Origin of the sequence: Lysinibacillus sp. NPDC047702 (assembly GCF_050272555.1) — a bacterium.
Taxonomy (GTDB): Bacteria; Bacillota; Bacilli; order Bacillales_A; family Planococcaceae; genus Lysinibacillus.
Genome location: NZ_JBNNMG010000002.1, coordinates 143,689 through 162,724, shown reverse-complemented (window position 1 = coordinate 162,724; position 19,036 = coordinate 143,689). Strand labels below are relative to the sequence as shown.

The window sequence follows — 19,036 nt, the reverse complement described above, 5'->3', positions numbered from 1 at the left end:
CTTGAGAAGCATTTATAGTTAGACCCTCGACTAACGAAAAAGTTTCATGAAAAATAAAATTTCATGAAACTTTAAAAGTCTATTATTTAATTTCCTTCCACTAAAGCTTTTAAGTTGGCGAGTGATGCCTCATAGCCACTCATATTAAACGCAACAGTAGTACCATTTTGTGCTTCCTCTAATAATATAGCAATCAAGGTTTCTTTTATATCTAAATAAAACGAAAATTCCTGATTCTGTAATACATTTTCGATCGTTAATATCACCGGTAATTTTTCAGTTAGTCCATTATGAGTATTTGGCATTAATGTGAAGATTATTTTTTCACCGGCCGCCAATGATGAAATCTCCCATGTAGAGCCTGGAGCATACCATTGTGACAACTGCTCTTCTTCAGTAATAGCTTGCCATACCTTATCAATACTTGCATCAATCCAAATCGAACTATTTTCTTTCATTTCATGACGCCTCCATTTACAGCACATTCTTCTTCCCACTATTTTATCCCATTAATGGAATGGATAACAGCTAAAAGTTATCCCGATTAATCACAAGTTTTATTGGTAAACCTATATAAATTCAATGCACCGAGAGCAACGATTACTGCTATACTGTCCATAGCTAACTGATAACTAGATAAAATAGTGACCAAAAAGCCGTATAAGGATGGTGCAATCACAATAAATAGTTGATTGATGGTTAAAGCTGCACTCACAGTTAAGCCAACATAATGTGGATTGGATTTCTCTGTCACACATGTGATGAACAAAGAATACCAGCCAAGTGCTATAAATCCGAATAAAAAACTATAAATAATCATTAAGTTCTTTAAAGGAAGAGCCAGTGGTAAACTTATGGTAAATATCACCGTGCTCAGCATCACTAAAATTAATAATTGTTCACGCTTTTGTGCAAATTGGTCACTAATCCACGCAAGTCCTACTCTCCCTACCATCCCACCAAGCAAAACAAGGCTTAAATATATACCTGCCTCTGTTAATGAATAATGCCCTTCCTTATGTAAATATCCCATGAAATGGGCGATAAGAATCATTTGTAAGGTCATCATTACGATTCCTACTATATAAATCGGATATAAGTCTTTATTATTTTTTATGGCCTTGATCTTATCACTAAACGTATAAGACGAGCTTGCCATTTCTATACGATTTTTAGGTTCTTGATATATCAGTAAAAATAATAGACCACCGGCTATTGCCACAATGCCTTGCATAATGTGAACCGAGGATAGAGAAAAATGATTGTACATATATGTTAGAAATGCCGATGCTAAGGCACCACCGATTGGAATGCCTGTTTGACGAATGCCAATTGCCAGCCCTCGATGCTTGTCTGGAAACCATTTTACAATGGCTGTACTACCTCCAGTTTGTGCACTGCCATACCAGATTCCAACAACTACTAATACAAGTAATAATGTCGTATAATTGTTGACGGAGACAAGTAGCAATGCTGATAGCCCTAATAAAATAGAGCCCCAACCGATTATATGCTTTTCTCCCTTTTTATCCATGATATAGCCAAAAACAAGCATTGAGAAAATGGGACCTATATTAACGGCTGAAACAATCAGCCCTGTTTCAAAAGATGATAAATTCCATTCAATTTGATAAAACGTGGCAATTGGTCCCATGCCATATGTGACAAATGTTGCCGCTGTTTGAGAAAGCGTAGCCACTAGTAAGATAACCCATTTATAATAAGTATTCATAAAACCCTCCAAAAGCATTACACTGTTTTATTTGTGCAGTATAATTTTATTTACCTAGAGTTTACGCTCGTCACTTACGTGCGTAAAATGGAGGAAAATGATAGGGCTATCAAAATATTTAATAGGTGTGTGACAACAGACATGAATATAGAAGAAATCGCCTTAAAAATTGAGCTATTGGAAAGGCAAAATTTAAGTAAATCCGCTGAAATGACGAATTACACACAATCAGCATTAACATCAAAAGTGAAGAAAATGGAGGCGGAAATTGGGCAAGAGGTTTTTAAACGAACAACGCAAGGCTTAAAAATTACCGATGTGGGAAATCAATATTTACATTTTTTAAAGCTGGTTGCACAAGAATATGAGGAGTTTTTACAAGCTATTGGATCAACTCATACAACCATCCACTTCGGCACTTCTCATACTACGATCAAAATTTATGGCGCACCCATTATGAGCGCTCTCCAGACCAATAATAGTTCGATTGATGTAGATTTTACAGTTGAATCCAGTACATCTTTAAATCAAAAGGTACACAATACTGAGATGGATTGTGCACTAACGAGTAATCCAATTAAACATTATCCGAACTTAAACTATGACCTGATTGCGACGGAAACATTTGAAGTGATTTCAAATAATAATCAGCTGATTGATTTTCAGCAACGTACACCTGTTACATTGCTTGTGCTTAGTAAAGGCTGTATGTATTCACATGCAATGGTGGAATGGCTAAAAAACGAGCAAATTCCTTTTACAATCAAAGAAATTAAATCGGTCAGCAGTATTCTCGATTTTCTACAAATAGACAATACAATCGCTGTATTAAATACAAAATTAATTCATCTTTATAATTATTCAAACATTCACTTTTACGATTTAAAAGAGCTAAATAAAGTTATTGAAACTGTTTTTATTTATAAAAAAAATAATCAACAGTACTCACCCATTTTTCAATTAAAAAAGATTATTGAGTCATTACTTGAAGTTAGTTGAAAATTGCAAGGGCATAAATCATAGCTATGCTCTTGCAATTGTTTTATTATCTTAATGATATGGCATCATTAGTATATAAGTATTCTAAACTTTTATTTGTACTGATGATGCCATTCTATTCTAAAAATGCTAGGTTATTTGCTTATCGTACACTATAATGAATTTGGCATAACAATTACTACATAGGAGTACACACCATGAGATCTTTATTATCTTCCTACATCGCTTTATTCTTTGCAGTGTTTGCGTTATCTACCTCAGCTATTTTTGTCAAACTAGCTGATGCACCATCAGCAATTACTGCATTTTATCGGCTATTTTTTGCTATGCTTATGCTAGCACCCTTTTTAATATTTAATAAGCGTTTACGTCATGAACTTGTCACCCTGACTAAAAAGCAATGGGGACTTGGCATTACTTCTGGTTTATTTTTAGCATGTCATTATGTACTATGGTTTGCCTCATTAGAATACACATCTGTAGCTAGTTCGACAGTCATTGTGACACTACAGCCTTTATTTTCCTTAGTTGGCGGCTATTTTTTATTTAAAGAGCGCTTCTCAAAAGGTGCCGTTGTTGGATGCTTTGTAGCGATTATTGGTTGCTTCATTATTGGTTGGCAGGATTTCCAAATTAGTGGTAAGGCACTTTACGGTGATATTTTGGCCTTTATCGCAGCGGGCATTATTACCGCTTACTTTTTTATCGGTCAATCGGTGAGGAAGGATTTATCACTTGTTCCTTATTCTATTGTAGGCTATGGTAGTAGTTCTATATTTTTGGCTGTTTATGCACTCATCATGCAGGAACCTTTTTTCCCTTATTCAGCCGATACATGGTGGGCACTTTTGGGGCTGGCTTTTATCGCAACAATTTTAGGTCAGACGATCTTTAATTGGCTGTTGAAATGGCTGAACACAACAATCATCTCCATGAGTATTTTAGGAGAAACGATTGGCACATGTATCCTCGCCTATTTTATTTTAGATGAAATGATCTCTCTCCAGCAGGCTATAGGGATTGTAGTGATACTCATTGGACTAGCTATCTTTTTAATGCAGCAACGAAAGCCACATGCATAGCTAATTGAATCACACACTAAAGAGCTTGGTTTTTGACCAAGCTCTTCTCAGGTAATTATTCTTGAATATCTTCATTACGTCTGTATTCTAAAATATCCCCTGGCTGACATTCCAAAGCCTCACAAATCGCCTCTAAAGTTGAAAATCGAATCGCCTTTGCTTTACCATTTTTCAAGATAGATAAATTCGCCATCGTGATGCCAACCTTTTCTGAAAGCTCTGTTACGCTCATTTTCCGTTTAGCTAGCATTACATCAATATTAATTATCATCGCCATAATCGTCACCTCAAACCGTTAAATCATTTTCAGATTTGATATCGATGGCATTTTTCAAGAGCTTTTGAAGCACAGCAGCAAAGACTGCCACGATAAAGGAAGCAAAAATAATGACCATCCCGATAATTATGAGTCCAGGAGCATCATCTACTTCCGCAACATAGTATATCATTGGCATGCCTACCAAGTATAGACTACTAATAATGATTGCACAGTATTTGATATTTATTAAAGCTTTGACTGATCGTTCTGAAAAAGCAATATTTTGATCAATATAGCTTAAAAGTTTGATAGTCATATACAGGGCAACAAAATAAGCAATGGCCGTTGCATAGACAGCAATGACAGCGAATAAAGTTGCTTTTGGAAAATGCTGTGCTGCTTTCATTGCAACTCTAGGCACCACAAATATACATAAGGAAAGAACCGGCAATCCCATTAGAAAAACAGCAATCTTTAAAAAAAGTGTTTCACGTTTCAAAAAATACACCTCATCACGGATTTATTGTAAGTTTGATTGTAGCACCACTTTTATCGTTTTACAATAAATCATTATCGATTTTGAGATTATTTTTATTGTTTCCTCTTTCCCCTTTAGCATTTTACTATTCCATTTTTTAAACAAAACAAAATGAAGTGCCTTCTTTGTTTGACTCCAATGTATATTGTAGCTGAAGAACCCTTGCAATATCCTCAATAATCTGTAATCCTAATCCAAAATGTTCGTGGTTTTTTTCAAAGCCAATACCATTATCCATCATCTTAACCATTCCATTTTCAATCACAACCATAAACTTTGTGGCTTTGGAATGCTTTAAAGTATTTTGAAACACATTATCAAATAAACGCTGTAGCCATAATTCATTACTCATCCATAATAATTCTGATAAATCTTGATGAAAGCTTATTTCGATAGATTGAATGCTAAATAAATAACGCCATTTGTTTATCATTGTCTCCAATAATTTCGGCAAACTCACTTCCTCTTTTATAATATAGGAGCTTTCCACTTTATCAATGGATTGTAACGATAATTCATTGGTTAAGCTCGCAATATAGTGAATCTGCTCATTTAATGACTCTACCATATCTGGTTGGTCCTTAAGGGTTTCTTCTAAATAAAATAATTGTAATCGAATCGCTGTGAGTGGTGTATTGATATCGTGTCTTAGCTTTTGAAGAAGCTCCTTCTGCAACCTCTGTTGTTGCTCTAATTCTAGTTCTCGATAGGTTGTTCGTTCAATTAAAATATTGACCGATTGGATAAGCTGTCCTATTTCATCTTCACTGCCTACTTCTAATGTATGAGGTGTTCTTTCATCACTTGCTAAGTCACGAATTGCTTGATGAAGCATATTAATTTTCGTAAGCAATGAATTAATTGATTTCGAAAATAAAAAGGCCAGCACACATAATGAAAAAAAGAACACACCTAACATCATTGGGTATGCAAAGGATTCATGAAATGGAGTGTCCTGATTTTTTGTTTTAAAGGCGAACTCATAGATAATGGACATCAACACACTTATTCCTAATAATACAATTGGAACACTGATAATAGCAGAAAATAATAGAAAGCGATATTTTGTTTTTAATGTCATTGTCTTATATAGGTATTTAAACGATACCCTTCCCCGTAAATATTTTGAAGAATAGTACCTGCAGGATCATCCATTTTTGTTCTAATTTTTTTAATATGGACATTGATGATATTATGATTTCGATCCTCCAGTGGCCATAGATAGTCAAAAAAATGATCCTTGGTTAACACTCTATCTCGATTATCAAATAAATAAAAGAAGATTTTACGCTCAATAGCAGTCAAAACAATCTCCTCCTGAACATTATGCTTAAATACCTTACGCTGCTCTGTGTTTATCAAGAGATGCTGGATTTGGGTTAATGGTCCATAATGCTGCTTGAGCATTTTTTGCATTCGTAAGAGAAGCTCTCTCGGTTCAAAGGGCTTTGTCATATAATCCTCTCCAACCGTTAATCCCTCTAGCTTACTTTCAATGTCATTTCGAGCTGACAGAAAGATAATAGGAATAGGTAAGCCTAAGCCTTTAATAAACGTTGTTAGCTGATAGCCATCTTCTCCTGGTAGCATAATATCCATAATCACTAAATCAATTTGATGGATAATACTCTTAATATCTTTACCGTTTGTTTTCCACACTACATCATAGCCTTCTCGTTGGATTATTTTTTGCAGTAAATGACCAATCATTTGATCATCCTCTACGATTAAAATCGTAAAACCTTTCATTTTATCGACCTTTCTTTGCTGTCTACTTTTTCTTTCATAAATGCCATTGCAAGTTGATAAATCTCATCGGGTCTATATAAATAAATACTATGAGTACCTCTCACTTCTTTCACATCCGCCAAGTTTAATTGCTCAGCAAAATTTTTGTAATCCTTGCGCTTTTGTTTTGTATACTTATTTTCCTCTGCAACCGCATCAATAAATAATATCGGTATATGTTGAGGTTTTGGCAATTTTTCTGATTGTAAACTATTTTCGTAGACTTGTAATAGCTCATTCTTCATATTATCATTAAAAAATTGTTTATAGGACAATGCCTTATAAATAGCTTTTTCTTCATCTGTTAAAAAGGTTTGCTTCATTACTTGTGGGTTATAAACTTGTGAAGGCGTTAGACGATGCAAGCCTATTTTTGTTAATAGATTAACTCCCCTCACCATCCAAGTATCGATTACGCCCATTTTATGCTTCACATATTGATCTGGCAAACCAATATCAAGCGCAATGATTCCCTTGATTTCTTCAGGGTATTTTTGTGCCCAATAGATAGACTCAACACCGGAAATTGAATGTGGAACTAGTACATAGGGAGGCTTATTACCACTTTGTAGAAGAGCGGTCCTCGTTTGCTCTAATATAGTATCAATGTCTCGGTTATCATCTGTAATATCACTAAAACCATAGCCTGCTCTTTCTATAACGGCAATTTTATGCTCCTGCGAGAATTTGCTATAAAGCCCTTTCATCTCATAAGTGGGAGCTGCGATGCCAGAACCAGCCATAAAGACATAGGTTTCCTTACCGTGCCCCTCAATATAGATATTGATTTTATGATGATCAACCTCCACCAATGTTCCCTTATTTTTTAAAGTAGCTGCTTCTCTATGTAGCTGAATTTGATGAAACATACATACAGTGACTATACCAAGTAAAAGAAACGCTCCTATATACACTAAAATTTTCTTGATTTTTTTCATATAATTCTCCTTTCAATTGTTACTTGAAAGGATATACGGTAAAAATAAATTTCTGATTAATTTTTGTAGAATTTTAATCAAAAAAGCTGCCTAAAATTTTTTAGACAGCTCCTACTTATTGTTCTGGATAGATGGATTGAGTATAGTTCACAGTTTGCTTGATAAGCAATTTTAAAATCTCCACATCAATATCTGTGAGTTTATTAATATAAACACAGGCTTTTCCAGTTGTATGTTTGCCAAAATCCAATAATAATTTTTCCCGCTCAGGAGCATCTGGGGCAAAATACAGACTGATTTTAGCCTTTCGCGGAGAAAATCCAGTTAAGGGTGCATTACCCTCATGGCCAGTTTTATATTGATAATGATATTTGCCAAACCCGATAATACTTGGCCCCCACATTTTTGCTTCATAACCAGTGACCTCTGTAAAAATATCTAAGAGTCGATAAGCATCTTCTCGCTTTTTAGGATTATCAACATTTTCAATAAATTCAATGACACTTTGATCGGTTTCTTTCGTTTTTAATTCGTACATGTGGGTACCTCACCGTCTATGGAAGTATTTTCATTTATCATAGCATGACATCAATCTAATAAAAAACTATATATCCACATATTGATTCAGCGGCTGTTTATACGCCCACTGAATAGGAAAAAACCACATTCATCTTTGCTATCTATAGAGATAGAGGGATTCTGTACCTGACGTTTCGCTTTCGGTACAAAAACATCTGCTGAATCAAGATAAAATTACGTTTACTCTACTTGCTCAAGTAAAAGTTTTTGTTGGAGATTATGATAAATACCATGATATTGCATTAGCTGCTGATGATTACCCTGCTCGACAATTTCCCCCTGCTGAATTACGAGAATTTGATCGGCACTCTCGATGGTTTTTAAACGATGTGCAATTACAAAGCTAGTGCGTCCCTGCATTAAATGCTGCAAGCCTTTTTGAATATCGACCTCTGTTTGCGTATCTACGCTGGATGTCGCTTCATCCAAAATTAAAATATCTGCATTTTCCAAAATTGCCCGGGCAATAGCAAGTAATTGACGTTGTCCCTGACTTAAATTTGCGCCTCCTGCATGTACTGGCGTATCATACTGAGCTGGTAAATATTTTATAAAATTATGAGCATTGGCTATTTTCGCCGCTTCCTCTACCTCTGCATCTGTCGCATCTAGCTTACCAAAACGAATATTTTCCCGAATAGTCCCAGAAAATAAATACGTATCCTGCAAAACGACTCCTACTCTTTGACGGATTGTGGCCATTTTATAATTCTCGATGTTTTGACCATCAATCAAAATTTCACCGCCATCCACATCATAAAAACGTGTAAGCAAATTGATAATAGTTGTTTTTCCAGATCCTGTAGGTCCAACAAGCGCAATAGTATCCCCAGCCTTAGCATGAAAGCTTATATTTTTCAGGACTGGCTTCCCTGGTAAATAGCTAAAGGACACTTGTTGAAATTTCACTTCTCCTTTTAAAGATGGGGTATCAATAGCCTGTGGTTTATCTGCAATCTCTGATGGTTCATCTAAAATCTCAAAAACACGCTCGGCTCCTGCAATTGCTGATTGAAAGGTATTCAATAGGTTGGACAACTGATTTAGCGGACGGAAAAATTGACGTGTATACGTGACAAATGCTGCAATGACGCCAACTGACACAATTCCTTGCACCGATAAAAATGCCCCTGTACCAATGACAACTGCTAGACCTAGGTTATTCATAAAGTTATTGATTGGACCAAGTAGACCTGACGTAATTTCTGCTCGCTGTGCCGATTTGCGTAAGCTTTCATTTTGTTGATGGAATGTGTCAATTGTTTGCTGTTCCTTCCCAAAAAGTGTGACAACTTCCGCCCCTGTAATCATTTCCTCAATATAGCCATTAAGCTTGCCTAAATCACGTTGACGTGCTGCATAGTTTTTACTGCTACGTTTTACAATTTGCTTTGTCGTAAAAACAATAAGTGGAATAATAATTAATGTGACAATAGCTAACTGCCAGCTAAGTGAAAACATCGCAATGCTAACACCAATCACTGTTAAAATGGATGAAACAATTTGGGTCACACTTTGTGCAAGGGCCGTATTTAAATTATCAATATCATTCGTGACACGGCTCATTAAATCACCAAGTGCTCGTTGATCAAAAAATCTCAGTGTGAGAGTTTGAAGTTTTTTAAATAATTCCAGTCGTAGTGTGCGAATGGTTTTCATTGCTACATGAATCATGACATATGTTTGTAGCCATGTAAAAATAGAGGCGATTGTAAAAATGGCAGCTAGGACAACACCTAGACGAATCGTTCCAGCAATGTCCTTTTTCATAATATAATCATCAACGATATGTCCAATCATATATGGGCCTGCTAAGCTTAAAAATGTAGCGGCGATAACAAAAAATATAGAGAAATACAGTCCAATTTTTTGCAGCTTAACATATTGCCATACACGGTATATTGTGATCCTTTGATTTTTAGCCTTTTCAGCTGGGCCACCCATACGAGGACCACGTCCAAAATTCATTTGCTTTGGTTGACTTTGATTCATGATTGTTCACCAGCCTTTTGCTGTGAAGCATAGATTGCTTGATAGGTTTTGTTATTTTGCAATAATTGTTGATGTGTGCCTTGACCAACAATTTCTCCATCCTCTAGCACAAGTATGACATCTGCCTGCTGAATCGAAGCGATTTTTGAGGCAACGATAAATGTTGTGGTATTTTGATATTGCTCATGAATGGCTTGTTGCACATGTTTTTCGGAGGCACTATCCAATGCAGATGTTGTATCATCCAGCACTAAAATTGCTGGCCGCCTGATAAGCGCACGGCTTAAGGCTAGTCGTTGCTTTTGTCCACCAGAAAGATTCGTTGCTCCCTGTGACAGTTCGTGGGCGATGCCTTGATCAAGTCGTTCCACAAATTCAGTGGCGCACGCTGCATTCAATGCTTTTTGTATTTCTTCAGTCGTTGCATTTTCTTTTCCTACACGGATATTATTCTCAATCTTGCCTGAGAACAGTAATGCTTTTTGGGCTGTAAAGCCAATATACTCACGTAAAGCTGACAATGCATACGTCTTTATTGGCTTTCCATCCAAGCGTATTTCACCGCTAGTAGGATCGAATAAGCGTGGTAAAAGTTTTACTAGCGTGGATTTTCCACTTCCTGTTTTGCCGATGAGACCAATTGTTTGCCCTGGCTTCACGGAAAAGGTAATGTTTTTGAGGACATCCTCAGCTGTATCATAATAACGATAGCTGACATTTTGAAAATCAATTGCACCATAGATTGGAGTAGCAAGCGCATTTGTTGCTTCTTTCACTGTCACTTCCTTATTTAAAACGTCCATGATGCGTTCACCAGAAGGTATTGCACGGGCAATTTGCATCAGCACCATGCTCGAAGACATCAAGCCATTCAAAATAATTGTTAAATAATTGATAAAAGCTAGTATCACGCCTACCTGTAATGTTCCTGCCTCCACTTTAATTGCCCCAAGCCAAAGTGCTGCGACAATACCAAGGTTAACCACAAACATAGTAAAGGGTACAAGCACGCCAACAATTTGCTCGGCTGTAATAAAACGCTGTGTCAGTGCATCATTATGTTTACTAAATTGTTCAATTTGCTGTGTTTCACGACGAAAGGCTTTGACAACACGAATTCCTGCTAAATTTTCCTGTAACTTTGTATTCACACCATCAATCGCCTCTTGTACTTTACGATACAGCACACCTGAATACTTCGTGAAAAAGTACATGGCAATGATTAAAATTGGTACGATAATTAGCAGTATGGAAAATAGCTCGCGAGCAGTTACAAAGACAATAATAACCGCACCGATAAATAGCAGTGGTCCACGAACAAAAATACGCAATGTCATCATAAACGCACGCTGAATACTTTCCACATCACTCGTTAATATAGTAATTAGCTTTCCTGTTGTAAAGCTATCACGTTCCTTTGCTGAATACGTCATCATTTTCTCATACAATGACTGGCGAACATCTGAAGCAAAATGAATCGCTGCCTTTGAACTATAATATGAACAACCAATTCCTCCAAAAAGTCCTAGCACTGCACTTATCAGCATCCAAACAAACATTTTCAGCACATATGGATTATCGCTATTAGCAATGCCTGTATCAATCATATGCTGCATAATTGTGGGCTGAAGTAAATCCATCGTTACCTCTAGCACCATCAGCAGCGGTGCAATCAATGTAAAAAATTTATAGGGTCCTAAATAGCGCCCTAATTGTTTAATTGCCTGCATTCCTTCGACTCCGTTCCTGTTAAATCATTCGTTTCTCATTATAACTGAAAATCATTCCCAATTGCGAAGAAGTTTTTCGAGTCACGTAATACTTTGATATTATTGTAGATTACAATCAACTGAGGTTTAGTTCTATCTGTATGTCACAGTGTACTCTTGATTTTATTGCCGAATCGTTAACCTCCCAGATCATTAGATTGCTACTACTATGCCCAGTCAGCAACCAACCGCTCTACATCCAACCCGAAGACTATCGAGAACTTCTCTACAGCATACAATTGTATACAAAAGTATACAAATCGTCAATATCAACCTAATTGCTAGCTAAAAAACCACGCAAGCTTGTGCTCACGTGGTTTCATCTTCTAAATCATCAAAGCCGTTATCTTCTACATTAACTTTTACATATTGATTGGATCACTGCTCAATGATATCCGTTTTTTAGGATGTAGTTTAACATAGTTTTTTAAAATTTCTAGAAAAAATTTTTTGTGCCAGCTGCTCTTTTTCTGGATGTATCCCAAGTAATATTACAGTACAAGGCCCAGCACTTTTCTCAATATTTAATACACTTTCAACCTGTACTTTGCCAAAAAGCTGGGTAAATTCTGCTTGTAGCCCCTTTGAACCAACAGGCCAAACCTGCTGAACAATTTCCTCTTTCCATGCATGGTATATAGCTTGAAGCTGTGCAACATCCTCTGGCTGCGCAAGAACTTCATTGCCTATAAGTGGCAGTCCATACGTATACCAACTAAGGTGCTCAAGCTCGTAAGATGTACGTTTTTGCGTCTCACCAAGCATTGTAACCGATAAAGCAGATTGTAAAGTTGGCATATTGGATTCCGTACTACCATCTATCTGCGGGCATATTAGACCAGCCTCCTCAAACACTTGCTGTATGCCAGCCACATAACGAGACCATTCAGCATCTCCTGAAAAATTAGCTAGTATAATATGTGTAGGTAAAGCATTTGCTGCAAGCTGCTCTAAAAATGTAACACGCGCTGTAAAGTAAGCCGTGAGTTTATCTGAAGCTGACACAATATCATGTGGCTTTTCACCAATCGCTGCAGCATTATCAGTAGTCGCAATAAGCCCGCCTATTTTAACAGCATTTCTCAATGTACTCGCCCATCCTTACGTAGAAACACCTTAGAGAGTATCGGTATGACGATGGCAACAATAACTAAATTAATAAGAGTTGCCAACGGAAGACTAGTCAGCGACGCCCAATAGAAAGCTGGACTTATGATAAAGTAAAATGGTAACGGTGCTACTACACCATTTAAAAAAAGTGCCACAGGCCATTTCCAGAAATGCATACCTTTTTTATGCATCATCCCAAATATCCAGACAACGAAAAACATTTCTGCTGCGATTATGATATGTAATGGTCCGAATGGGAATCCAGTCGTTAAGGCTGTTATAAAATGCCCAATGCTCCCTGCAACTCCCGCTAAAACTGGCGATAAAAATACGACACTTAAAAATGCAGGAGCAGAGTCTAACGCAGCAGTCGATATAATTGTTGGTATTTTAATCACCGCTCCAACTGCACAAATGGCGGCTACCATGGCTGTGAGCGTCAATTTCGTCAATCTTTGTCGATTCATTCCATTTCCTCTCTTCTGTCTTATTTAATTTGTTCTGCGATTCCGTACCAAATGCGCACGACACGTTCTGCTTCAGCAAATAAAGCTTGGTACAACCGCCCACAAGTATCACGTAGTAATCGTGCCTGCTTTTCCATCGGCACAACTCCGCGTCCCATATCAGTAACTATGATATACAATGTCCTATTTTCTTCTAGAGCCTGTAGTCTTGTTAGAATGGCTTTGACAAGAGCCTCATCCTCCTCTAGATTTTGTGTGACAAGCCACTTTTCCAAGCCTTTTATAACTAATACATCACACACAGGAATAGATTCAGGCAGATAACCATCAACTAACTCAACATCTTGATCTCCAAGTAATGTCATAACATAGTCGGTTTTTCCATTATAGGCGCCTCCGATAAAGACATGCATCTATTTCCCTCCTCCCAAGCTTTCCTTGAAAATGTTAAGGTAAACATTTTATCATGTGGTACATTGTACGACCAAAAGGGCTTCTCCACTGGGGCAAAATATACAAGCAAGGCTCGTATAACACCACCATGTACAACAACATAATAGTCATCCTCATTCTTTGGTAACGAAGAAAAACCATCCTTCACACGCTGACAAAATGCAGCAAAGCCCTCCCCATTTGGGGGTGGAGACAGCACAGGATCATCTAACCATGCACAATAACGACAATCAGATTTTAACTCCTCATACGTTTTTCCTTCAAACTCCCCAAAATTGCTCTCTCGAAATCGCCAATCAGTTATGTAAGCAGCATTCGGAAAATAATGAGCAGCCGTTTCTCTACAACGTCGTAAATCACTGCCATATACTTTCATAGCGTTTTTATCTACAATTGGTAGTATAGATGTATCAGCTAATGATGAGTCAGTCCAGCCAAGATAACGCTTTTCCAAATTCTCTTTTGTTGGTGCATGCCTCATTAAGCGCACAATAACAGTGTTACCCATAATACTACCTCCATCCCCTCAATGGAAGCGCCGAGTAAATCACCAGAAACGCCGCCAAAGTTGCGTAGTGTAAATTGCCGAAAAACTACAAGAGCCATAGCTAAAACCGCTAGAAGCACAATTGGTACAAATGTAAAGCCTGCAATAAGGTATACGATTGTATAGGCTACCATTAATGAGATAAGCATGAAACCAACAAGTACATATTGCTTAATATTGGATTTAAAAAAGTAGGCAAGCCCTTTTTCTTTTGAACATTTCAGTGACATAAAATAAAAGCTCATGCCGACTCTCGTTAATAATGGAACAAAAATAAGCATCCAAAGTGCGAATTTCTGCTGCATGAATAATTCATGCAGTATCACAAATTTTCCTAGCACTAAAAATAACACAGAGAGCACACCAAATGCACCGACACGCGGATCATCCAAAATTTCTAACCGCTTCTCACGATCCCGATACGAAAAATAGGCATCTCCCATATCAATAAAACCATCTAAATGTAAACCCCCAGTGAATAAAGCGAATAGTCCAATAATCACAAAGGACAGTAATATCTCACTGCTCGCAGTCCATTCGGTTAAGCTGTAGATCACTGCCGCTGTTGCAGTACCCATTAATGCACCTACCCATGGTAAAAAGGCGAACATTCCTGTAACAGTTCCTTTTGTTAAAGATAATTCTTTATGTACTGGCAAAACCGTAAAAAATTGAAATGCAAGTAATAGACTATGCCAGAAATTTTTCATCGTCTTGCCTTCCTTCATTTTAGTTTCAAGGACATCATTTCCATTTTTTTACGATACTATAATTTATTTCATAAGCTTCATCCGCCATCAAAACAAACCATTGATGTAAATCCCCTAGCATTTGTCGGTATAATTCTACCTCCTCATTGAGATACGGGGGCTCATCAAATAATTCATTCGAAACAACTATAAGCGTGATATTTTTATCAAGTAACGACCTTACAGCTATTTTTAAAACACTTAGCTTCTCCTCTAAGCAGCCCGACTGCTCTACACATGGCGTTCCCTTATCAAAGCCCTCATAAAAAGCATTTGTTAGCCATGTTGTGACGCAATCCCATAATACAACGTCACCATCCCTTAGACTTTGAAACGAATCTACCATCTTATAAGGGGCTTCAATCGTCAGCCATGGGATTTGATGAGACTGTCTATCAGCCTGATGACGTCGTATTCGTTTCTCCATTTCACGATCCAGTGCAATTCCAGACGCAATATAAATAAGACGCAATGCCTGCACCGATCTCGTCTGATAATGCTCTATCGCAGTTTTTTCTGCAAAATGGGATTTACCACTGCGTACGCCACCAGTAATGAAAATCAATGGCAATGTAAACACCTCCTATTGCAGATGATTAATGGTACCTATCTCTTTCACATGCCATTGCTGTTCAACGTGTTCTACTATCGTAACGCTTGTACCGTTGATAAACGGCTCTGCCCATAGCTGATTTATACTACGCTCTAAAATGGCATTAATAATGCATTTAATTGTGACAGCATGAGAAACAATTAAGACATTGTCTTGTGGGTATTTTTCTGCAATTTTCTTAAGCGTAAACATTGCCCGTTCTGTCACTGCACCGAAGCTTTCGGTATGAGTAGCAACGAACTGAGCAGGATAATTCGTATATAATTCATACTCTGAACAGTGTGTTTTTAGAATATCCTCAACCGTTTTACCTTGCCAGTCTCCTAAATAAATTTCTCTTAGATCATTCTCATAAAATGTTGAGAGCTGGCGATCATCAACAAGAATGTGCAGTGTCTCCATTGCCCGACCACTTGAACTACTAAAAGCTGCAGCAAAAGATATCTTCTTTAAATATTTTTGTAGCTTTTCCGCATGTAAAACACCTACTTCAGATAATGGTGAATCTAACCACCCCTGCAAACGATGTTCCTTATTCCACATCGTTTCGCCATGTCTTACTAGATAAAATGTTGTCACTCTTCTCACTCCTAATTTGCTTTAAACCAAGTCTGCAAACAGTTATGTAAATAAGTCATAGCCGTAATATCTTTTATACCAATACGGAACCATTCGCCATTTAATCCTAGAAAATTTTTAGTATGGCGCAGTACAACACCCTTCGATAAACAATACGTAAAAAATGCATCTGCTGACTGATTTTTGGGTAATGCAAAACATACATAATTGGTTACACTGTTTGTCACCTGACAACCATTTTCTTGTAAATAACTTTGTACTGTTTCTCGCTGTTTTTTTGCATAAGTAATAGCTCGCTGACAATAGTGGTGCTCATCTAAGCAGCCCGCACCTATAACAAGCGCAAAGGCATTTAAATTCCAATGAGCAAGCATACCCTTTAGCTCTCCTACAACTGCTGGATTCGCAACTAAATAGCCCAATCGCAATCCTGGAATAGCATACATTTTTGTCATCGATCGCACAACAAGCACATGTGGATTTTTCGATACATGTCCAATTAATGAACATCCTTCATCCACCCAGTCAATAAAGGCTTCATCAATAATAAGCTCACAGTTTACGTTTGCTCCGTGTATAATCAACTGTTCTAGCTCTACTTTTTGAGGTAGCACGCCTGTCGGATTATTGGGTGTACAAATATATAAAGCATCAGCGTTCACCATTTCTCGCTTTAGTTGCTCTATCGGTAATGCATATTGAACGATATCCTTTACGATAATCGATACAATATCTGCACCAACAGCTTGCAATGTTCGTTCATATTCTGAAAAAGTTGGATGGACAATGATGACACGCTTACATGCATAGCGTCTAGCAAGTACAGTAAAAAGCTCAGATGCCCCATTTCCAAGTAAGATAGAATCTTTTGCTACATGATGAAAAGCTGTAACCTTTGTGAGGAATGGCTCACCATCTGGATCCGGATATCGTTGAATAAGCGGATAAAATGTTCGCCAGCGTGCCTCCACAAACGGAGGCGGCCCTGCAGAATTAACATTTTCGCTAAAATCATAGACCTCTTCTGGCATAACAAGCCCTAGCTGCCGATAGACATTTTGTGGATTCGCTCCATGATTAGGTAATTGCAAATATTAACACCTCCACTGCTAACATAATAAGTGTAAAGAGTAATGTCGCTATTCTCATATGTATAACGGATGTAGCGATATGCTCCTTTGTTAAGGGAACTAATTTTTCTCCCATAATTGCTCGGTGTGATACAACCCCTTGATAGGTGTTTCTACCACCAAGCTGTACCCCTAGTTGTACAGCTGTTGCTGCTTCTAAATAACCACTGTTTGGACTGGGATGCTTCTTGGCATCCTGTGCCCAGCGTTCTAGGCGTTTTCTAAGGGGTACATCCGTTTCATTTTTTGTACCAAATACAATGAGTAGGCCTGTGATACGACTCGGAACAAAATTAAGAACATCATCGAGCTTCGCAGAGAACATGCCAAAATCTTTATATTTATCATTTTTATAGCCAACCATCGAATCTAATGTGTTTACTGCCTTATAACCCCATAAACCAATGGCGCCAAATAAAAAAGCATAGAATAATGGTGCTGTTACACCATCACTTGTATTTTCTGACACTGTTTCTACAACACCGCGCACAATCTCATCCTCACCTAGGTTTTCGGTATCACGGCCAACAATCCAAGATAGCTTCACACGAGCTTCTGCAAAATCCCCCTTAACAAGGGGTTCATACACTGCCATTGCAGCCTCCTTTAAGCTGCGCTGAGCCAGTCCAATACCAATAAGAAGCCCTTCCACCACAATCCCTAATAGCAAGCTGATTTGGTAGCTTATTAGGAGAATAGCCGTCACTACAAACATAGTTGTGCCCACTACAGCAAGTGCCATGACCATGCCGCGGAATTTTCTCATTTTCCCTTTATTCCATAATTCCGTTTGAGATTGAATCAGCTTTCCAATCCAACGAACTGGATGTGGCAATTTTGGAGGATCACCCACTAATAAATCATAAACAAGCCCAATGATACAGGCAACGACCAATGCCATCATCATGAATTCTCCTCTTTATCTTTTTTATATTTTTGAATCGCCTCTCGCATTGTCGAATACACACCATAACCTATAACTTTTCCTAGCATCGTAATCGGGCCAGCATATTGATGGTACTCCCCTTCCTCTGTTGACGCAATAAGCAAACTATCTGTTGAGGTACCAGTAGCTTGTGTACCAGTTGTAGGATCAATAATACCTTCATCGATAATGGCCTTAACCTTTGCCTCTGTTGTAGAGATCATCGCCTGAAATAAAGCTTCATCTGATAGTTTCCCATTAATTAGTACCCAAGTATTAATTGTGCCCACATGATACTGCTCCTGACGATGATAGGCACGTGTAATATCTACGGCATTGCCGAGTCCAGCCGTTATCATAACGATTAGGTGGATTCCTTCATTGGTAAATTCCCGAATTGTAGCAAATTTTGCATAGACAGCTGTCATCATTGCCACAGTGTTATCGATTGGAAAGCCCTCTTTTTGTAAAAATTGTTGTAATTCCAGATGTGGCTTCCGTTCATCATATGTATACGGTACTGACCGATTCATGAAATGTGTGTAATAACCAAAGCCTGCATTGTGCATAGCTGAGGATACGACCTTCATCGGTGAATCTGTCTGTAGAGCAACATAATGTTCGAAAATATGAATATCCTCTTTACGAAATATTGGCATTATATCGCCTCCTAGATCAAAATTAGAACAATTACTTATGGCGATTACAGCCATAAAAAAACAAATTCTTACAAAGAAGAATTTGTACTGTCCATTTTTTATATTAATAATCAACCTCAATTTGAAAC

The 19,036-nt window shown here is 37.6% G+C and carries 22 protein-coding genes; 2 read left to right on the top strand and 20 right to left on the bottom strand.

All coding sequences use genetic code 11. The features are described 5' to 3' along the window. Window positions 1–86: 86 nt before the first annotated feature. On the bottom strand, window positions 87–458 hold the full coding sequence (locus ACQKIM_RS01990; protein WP_427538265.1) for an SRPBCC family protein: 372 nt from the start codon (window positions 456–458) through the stop codon (window positions 87–89). Window positions 459–544: 86 nt separating this feature from the next. After that, window positions 545–1,732 (bottom strand): MFS transporter, encoded by a 1,188-nt coding sequence (locus ACQKIM_RS01985; protein ID WP_427538262.1) that lies wholly within the window; start codon window positions 1,730–1,732, stop codon window positions 545–547. 141 nt (window positions 1,733–1,873) lie between these two features. Between ACQKIM_RS01985 and ACQKIM_RS01980 the strand changes: the two genes are divergently transcribed. Next, on the top strand, window positions 1,874–2,731 hold the full coding sequence (locus tag ACQKIM_RS01980; protein WP_427538259.1) for a LysR family transcriptional regulator: 858 nt from the start codon (window positions 1,874–1,876) through the stop codon (window positions 2,729–2,731). Between the two features lie 197 nt (window positions 2,732–2,928). Next, window positions 2,929–3,813 (top strand): DMT family transporter, encoded by an 885-nt coding sequence (locus tag ACQKIM_RS01975; RefSeq protein WP_427538256.1) that lies wholly within the window; start codon window positions 2,929–2,931, stop codon window positions 3,811–3,813. A gap of 55 nt (window positions 3,814–3,868) precedes the next feature. Here ACQKIM_RS01975 and ACQKIM_RS01970 read toward each other — a convergent pair whose 3' ends face one another. The 18 genes from ACQKIM_RS01970 to ACQKIM_RS01885 all read right to left on the bottom strand — a co-directional run bounded on the left by ACQKIM_RS01970 (window position 3,869) and on the right by ACQKIM_RS01885 (window position 18,908). Then, window positions 3,869–4,090 carry a helix-turn-helix domain-containing protein gene (locus ACQKIM_RS01970; protein ID WP_427538253.1) on the bottom strand — a complete coding sequence of 74 codons (222 nt, stop codon included), beginning with the start codon at window positions 4,088–4,090 and terminating at the stop codon, window positions 3,869–3,871. A 10-nt stretch (window positions 4,091–4,100) separates the two neighbouring features. Further along, window positions 4,101–4,529: a DUF2975 domain-containing protein gene (locus ACQKIM_RS01965; protein WP_427538405.1), complete on the bottom strand. Its 429-nt coding sequence runs from the start codon at window positions 4,527–4,529 to the stop codon at window positions 4,101–4,103. Window positions 4,530–4,707: 178 nt separating this feature from the next. Beyond that, window positions 4,708–5,691 carry a histidine kinase dimerization/phospho-acceptor domain-containing protein gene (locus ACQKIM_RS01960; RefSeq protein WP_427538250.1) on the bottom strand — a complete coding sequence of 328 codons (984 nt, stop codon included), beginning with the start codon at window positions 5,689–5,691 and terminating at the stop codon, window positions 4,708–4,710. Next, complete coding sequence (locus tag ACQKIM_RS01955) at window positions 5,688–6,359, bottom strand: response regulator transcription factor (protein WP_427538247.1); 672 nt, start codon at window positions 6,357–6,359, stop codon at window positions 5,688–5,690. The genes ACQKIM_RS01960 and ACQKIM_RS01955 overlap by 4 nt, the downstream gene beginning before the upstream one ends. Continuing rightward, window positions 6,356–7,336, bottom strand: coding sequence for an alpha/beta fold hydrolase (locus ACQKIM_RS01950; protein WP_427538244.1), 981 nt, complete (start codon window positions 7,334–7,336; stop codon window positions 6,356–6,358). Before ACQKIM_RS01950 ends, ACQKIM_RS01955 begins: the two co-directional genes overlap by 4 nt. A gap of 115 nt (window positions 7,337–7,451) precedes the next feature. Continuing rightward, window positions 7,452–7,874, bottom strand: a complete 423-nt coding sequence (locus tag ACQKIM_RS01945; protein WP_427538241.1) for a DUF1801 domain-containing protein — start codon at window positions 7,872–7,874, stop codon at window positions 7,452–7,454. Between the two features lie 221 nt (window positions 7,875–8,095). Continuing rightward, the gene (locus ACQKIM_RS01940; protein WP_427538238.1) at window positions 8,096–9,907 is read right to left on the bottom strand and encodes an ABC transporter ATP-binding protein; all 1,812 of its coding nucleotides are present in this window, start codon (window positions 9,905–9,907) and stop codon (window positions 8,096–8,098) included. Continuing rightward, entirely contained in the window at window positions 9,904–11,637 is a 1,734-nt protein-coding gene (locus tag ACQKIM_RS01935; protein ID WP_427538235.1) for an ABC transporter ATP-binding protein, read from the bottom strand. The genes ACQKIM_RS01940 and ACQKIM_RS01935 overlap by 4 nt, the downstream gene beginning before the upstream one ends. A 453-nt stretch (window positions 11,638–12,090) precedes the next feature. Then, complete coding sequence (locus ACQKIM_RS01930; RefSeq protein ID WP_427538232.1) at window positions 12,091–12,762, bottom strand: hypothetical protein; 672 nt, start codon at window positions 12,760–12,762, stop codon at window positions 12,091–12,093. Beyond that, window positions 12,759–13,253, bottom strand: coding sequence for an ECF transporter S component (locus tag ACQKIM_RS01925; protein WP_427538229.1), 495 nt, complete (start codon window positions 13,251–13,253; stop codon window positions 12,759–12,761). The genes ACQKIM_RS01930 and ACQKIM_RS01925 overlap by 4 nt, the downstream gene beginning before the upstream one ends. 20 nt (window positions 13,254–13,273) lie before the next feature. Beyond that, complete coding sequence (locus tag ACQKIM_RS01920; protein ID WP_427538226.1) at window positions 13,274–13,666, bottom strand: bifunctional adenosylcobinamide kinase/adenosylcobinamide-phosphate guanylyltransferase; 393 nt, start codon at window positions 13,664–13,666, stop codon at window positions 13,274–13,276. Further along, entirely contained in the window at window positions 13,615–14,214 is a 600-nt protein-coding gene (locus ACQKIM_RS01915; RefSeq protein WP_427538223.1) for a histidine phosphatase family protein, read from the bottom strand. The genes ACQKIM_RS01920 and ACQKIM_RS01915 overlap by 52 nt, the downstream gene beginning before the upstream one ends. Beyond that, the gene (gene cobS / locus ACQKIM_RS01910) at window positions 14,187–14,963 is read right to left on the bottom strand and encodes an adenosylcobinamide-GDP ribazoletransferase (RefSeq protein WP_427538220.1); all 777 of its coding nucleotides are present in this window, start codon (window positions 14,961–14,963) and stop codon (window positions 14,187–14,189) included. The genes ACQKIM_RS01915 and cobS overlap by 28 nt, the downstream gene beginning before the upstream one ends. A 34-nt stretch (window positions 14,964–14,997) precedes the next feature. Beyond that, window positions 14,998–15,582, bottom strand: a complete 585-nt coding sequence (locus ACQKIM_RS01905; RefSeq protein WP_427538217.1) for a bifunctional adenosylcobinamide kinase/adenosylcobinamide-phosphate guanylyltransferase — start codon at window positions 15,580–15,582, stop codon at window positions 14,998–15,000. A gap of 3 nt (window positions 15,583–15,585) precedes the next feature. Further along, the gene (locus tag ACQKIM_RS01900; protein WP_427538214.1) at window positions 15,586–16,194 is read right to left on the bottom strand and encodes a histidine phosphatase family protein; all 609 of its coding nucleotides are present in this window, start codon (window positions 16,192–16,194) and stop codon (window positions 15,586–15,588) included. 11 nt (window positions 16,195–16,205) lie between these two features. After that, window positions 16,206–17,285, bottom strand: coding sequence for a pyridoxal phosphate-dependent aminotransferase (locus ACQKIM_RS01895; protein ID WP_427538211.1), 1,080 nt, complete (start codon window positions 17,283–17,285; stop codon window positions 16,206–16,208). Further along, window positions 17,272–18,228: an adenosylcobinamide-phosphate synthase CbiB gene (gene cbiB, locus ACQKIM_RS01890; protein WP_427538402.1), complete on the bottom strand. Its 957-nt coding sequence runs from the start codon at window positions 18,226–18,228 to the stop codon at window positions 17,272–17,274. Before cbiB ends, ACQKIM_RS01895 begins: the two co-directional genes overlap by 14 nt. Next, entirely contained in the window at window positions 18,228–18,908 is a 681-nt protein-coding gene (locus tag ACQKIM_RS01885; protein WP_427538208.1) for an adenosylcobinamide amidohydrolase, read from the bottom strand. The genes cbiB and ACQKIM_RS01885 overlap by 1 nt, the downstream gene beginning before the upstream one ends. Between the last annotated feature and the right edge of the window lie 128 nt (window positions 18,909–19,036).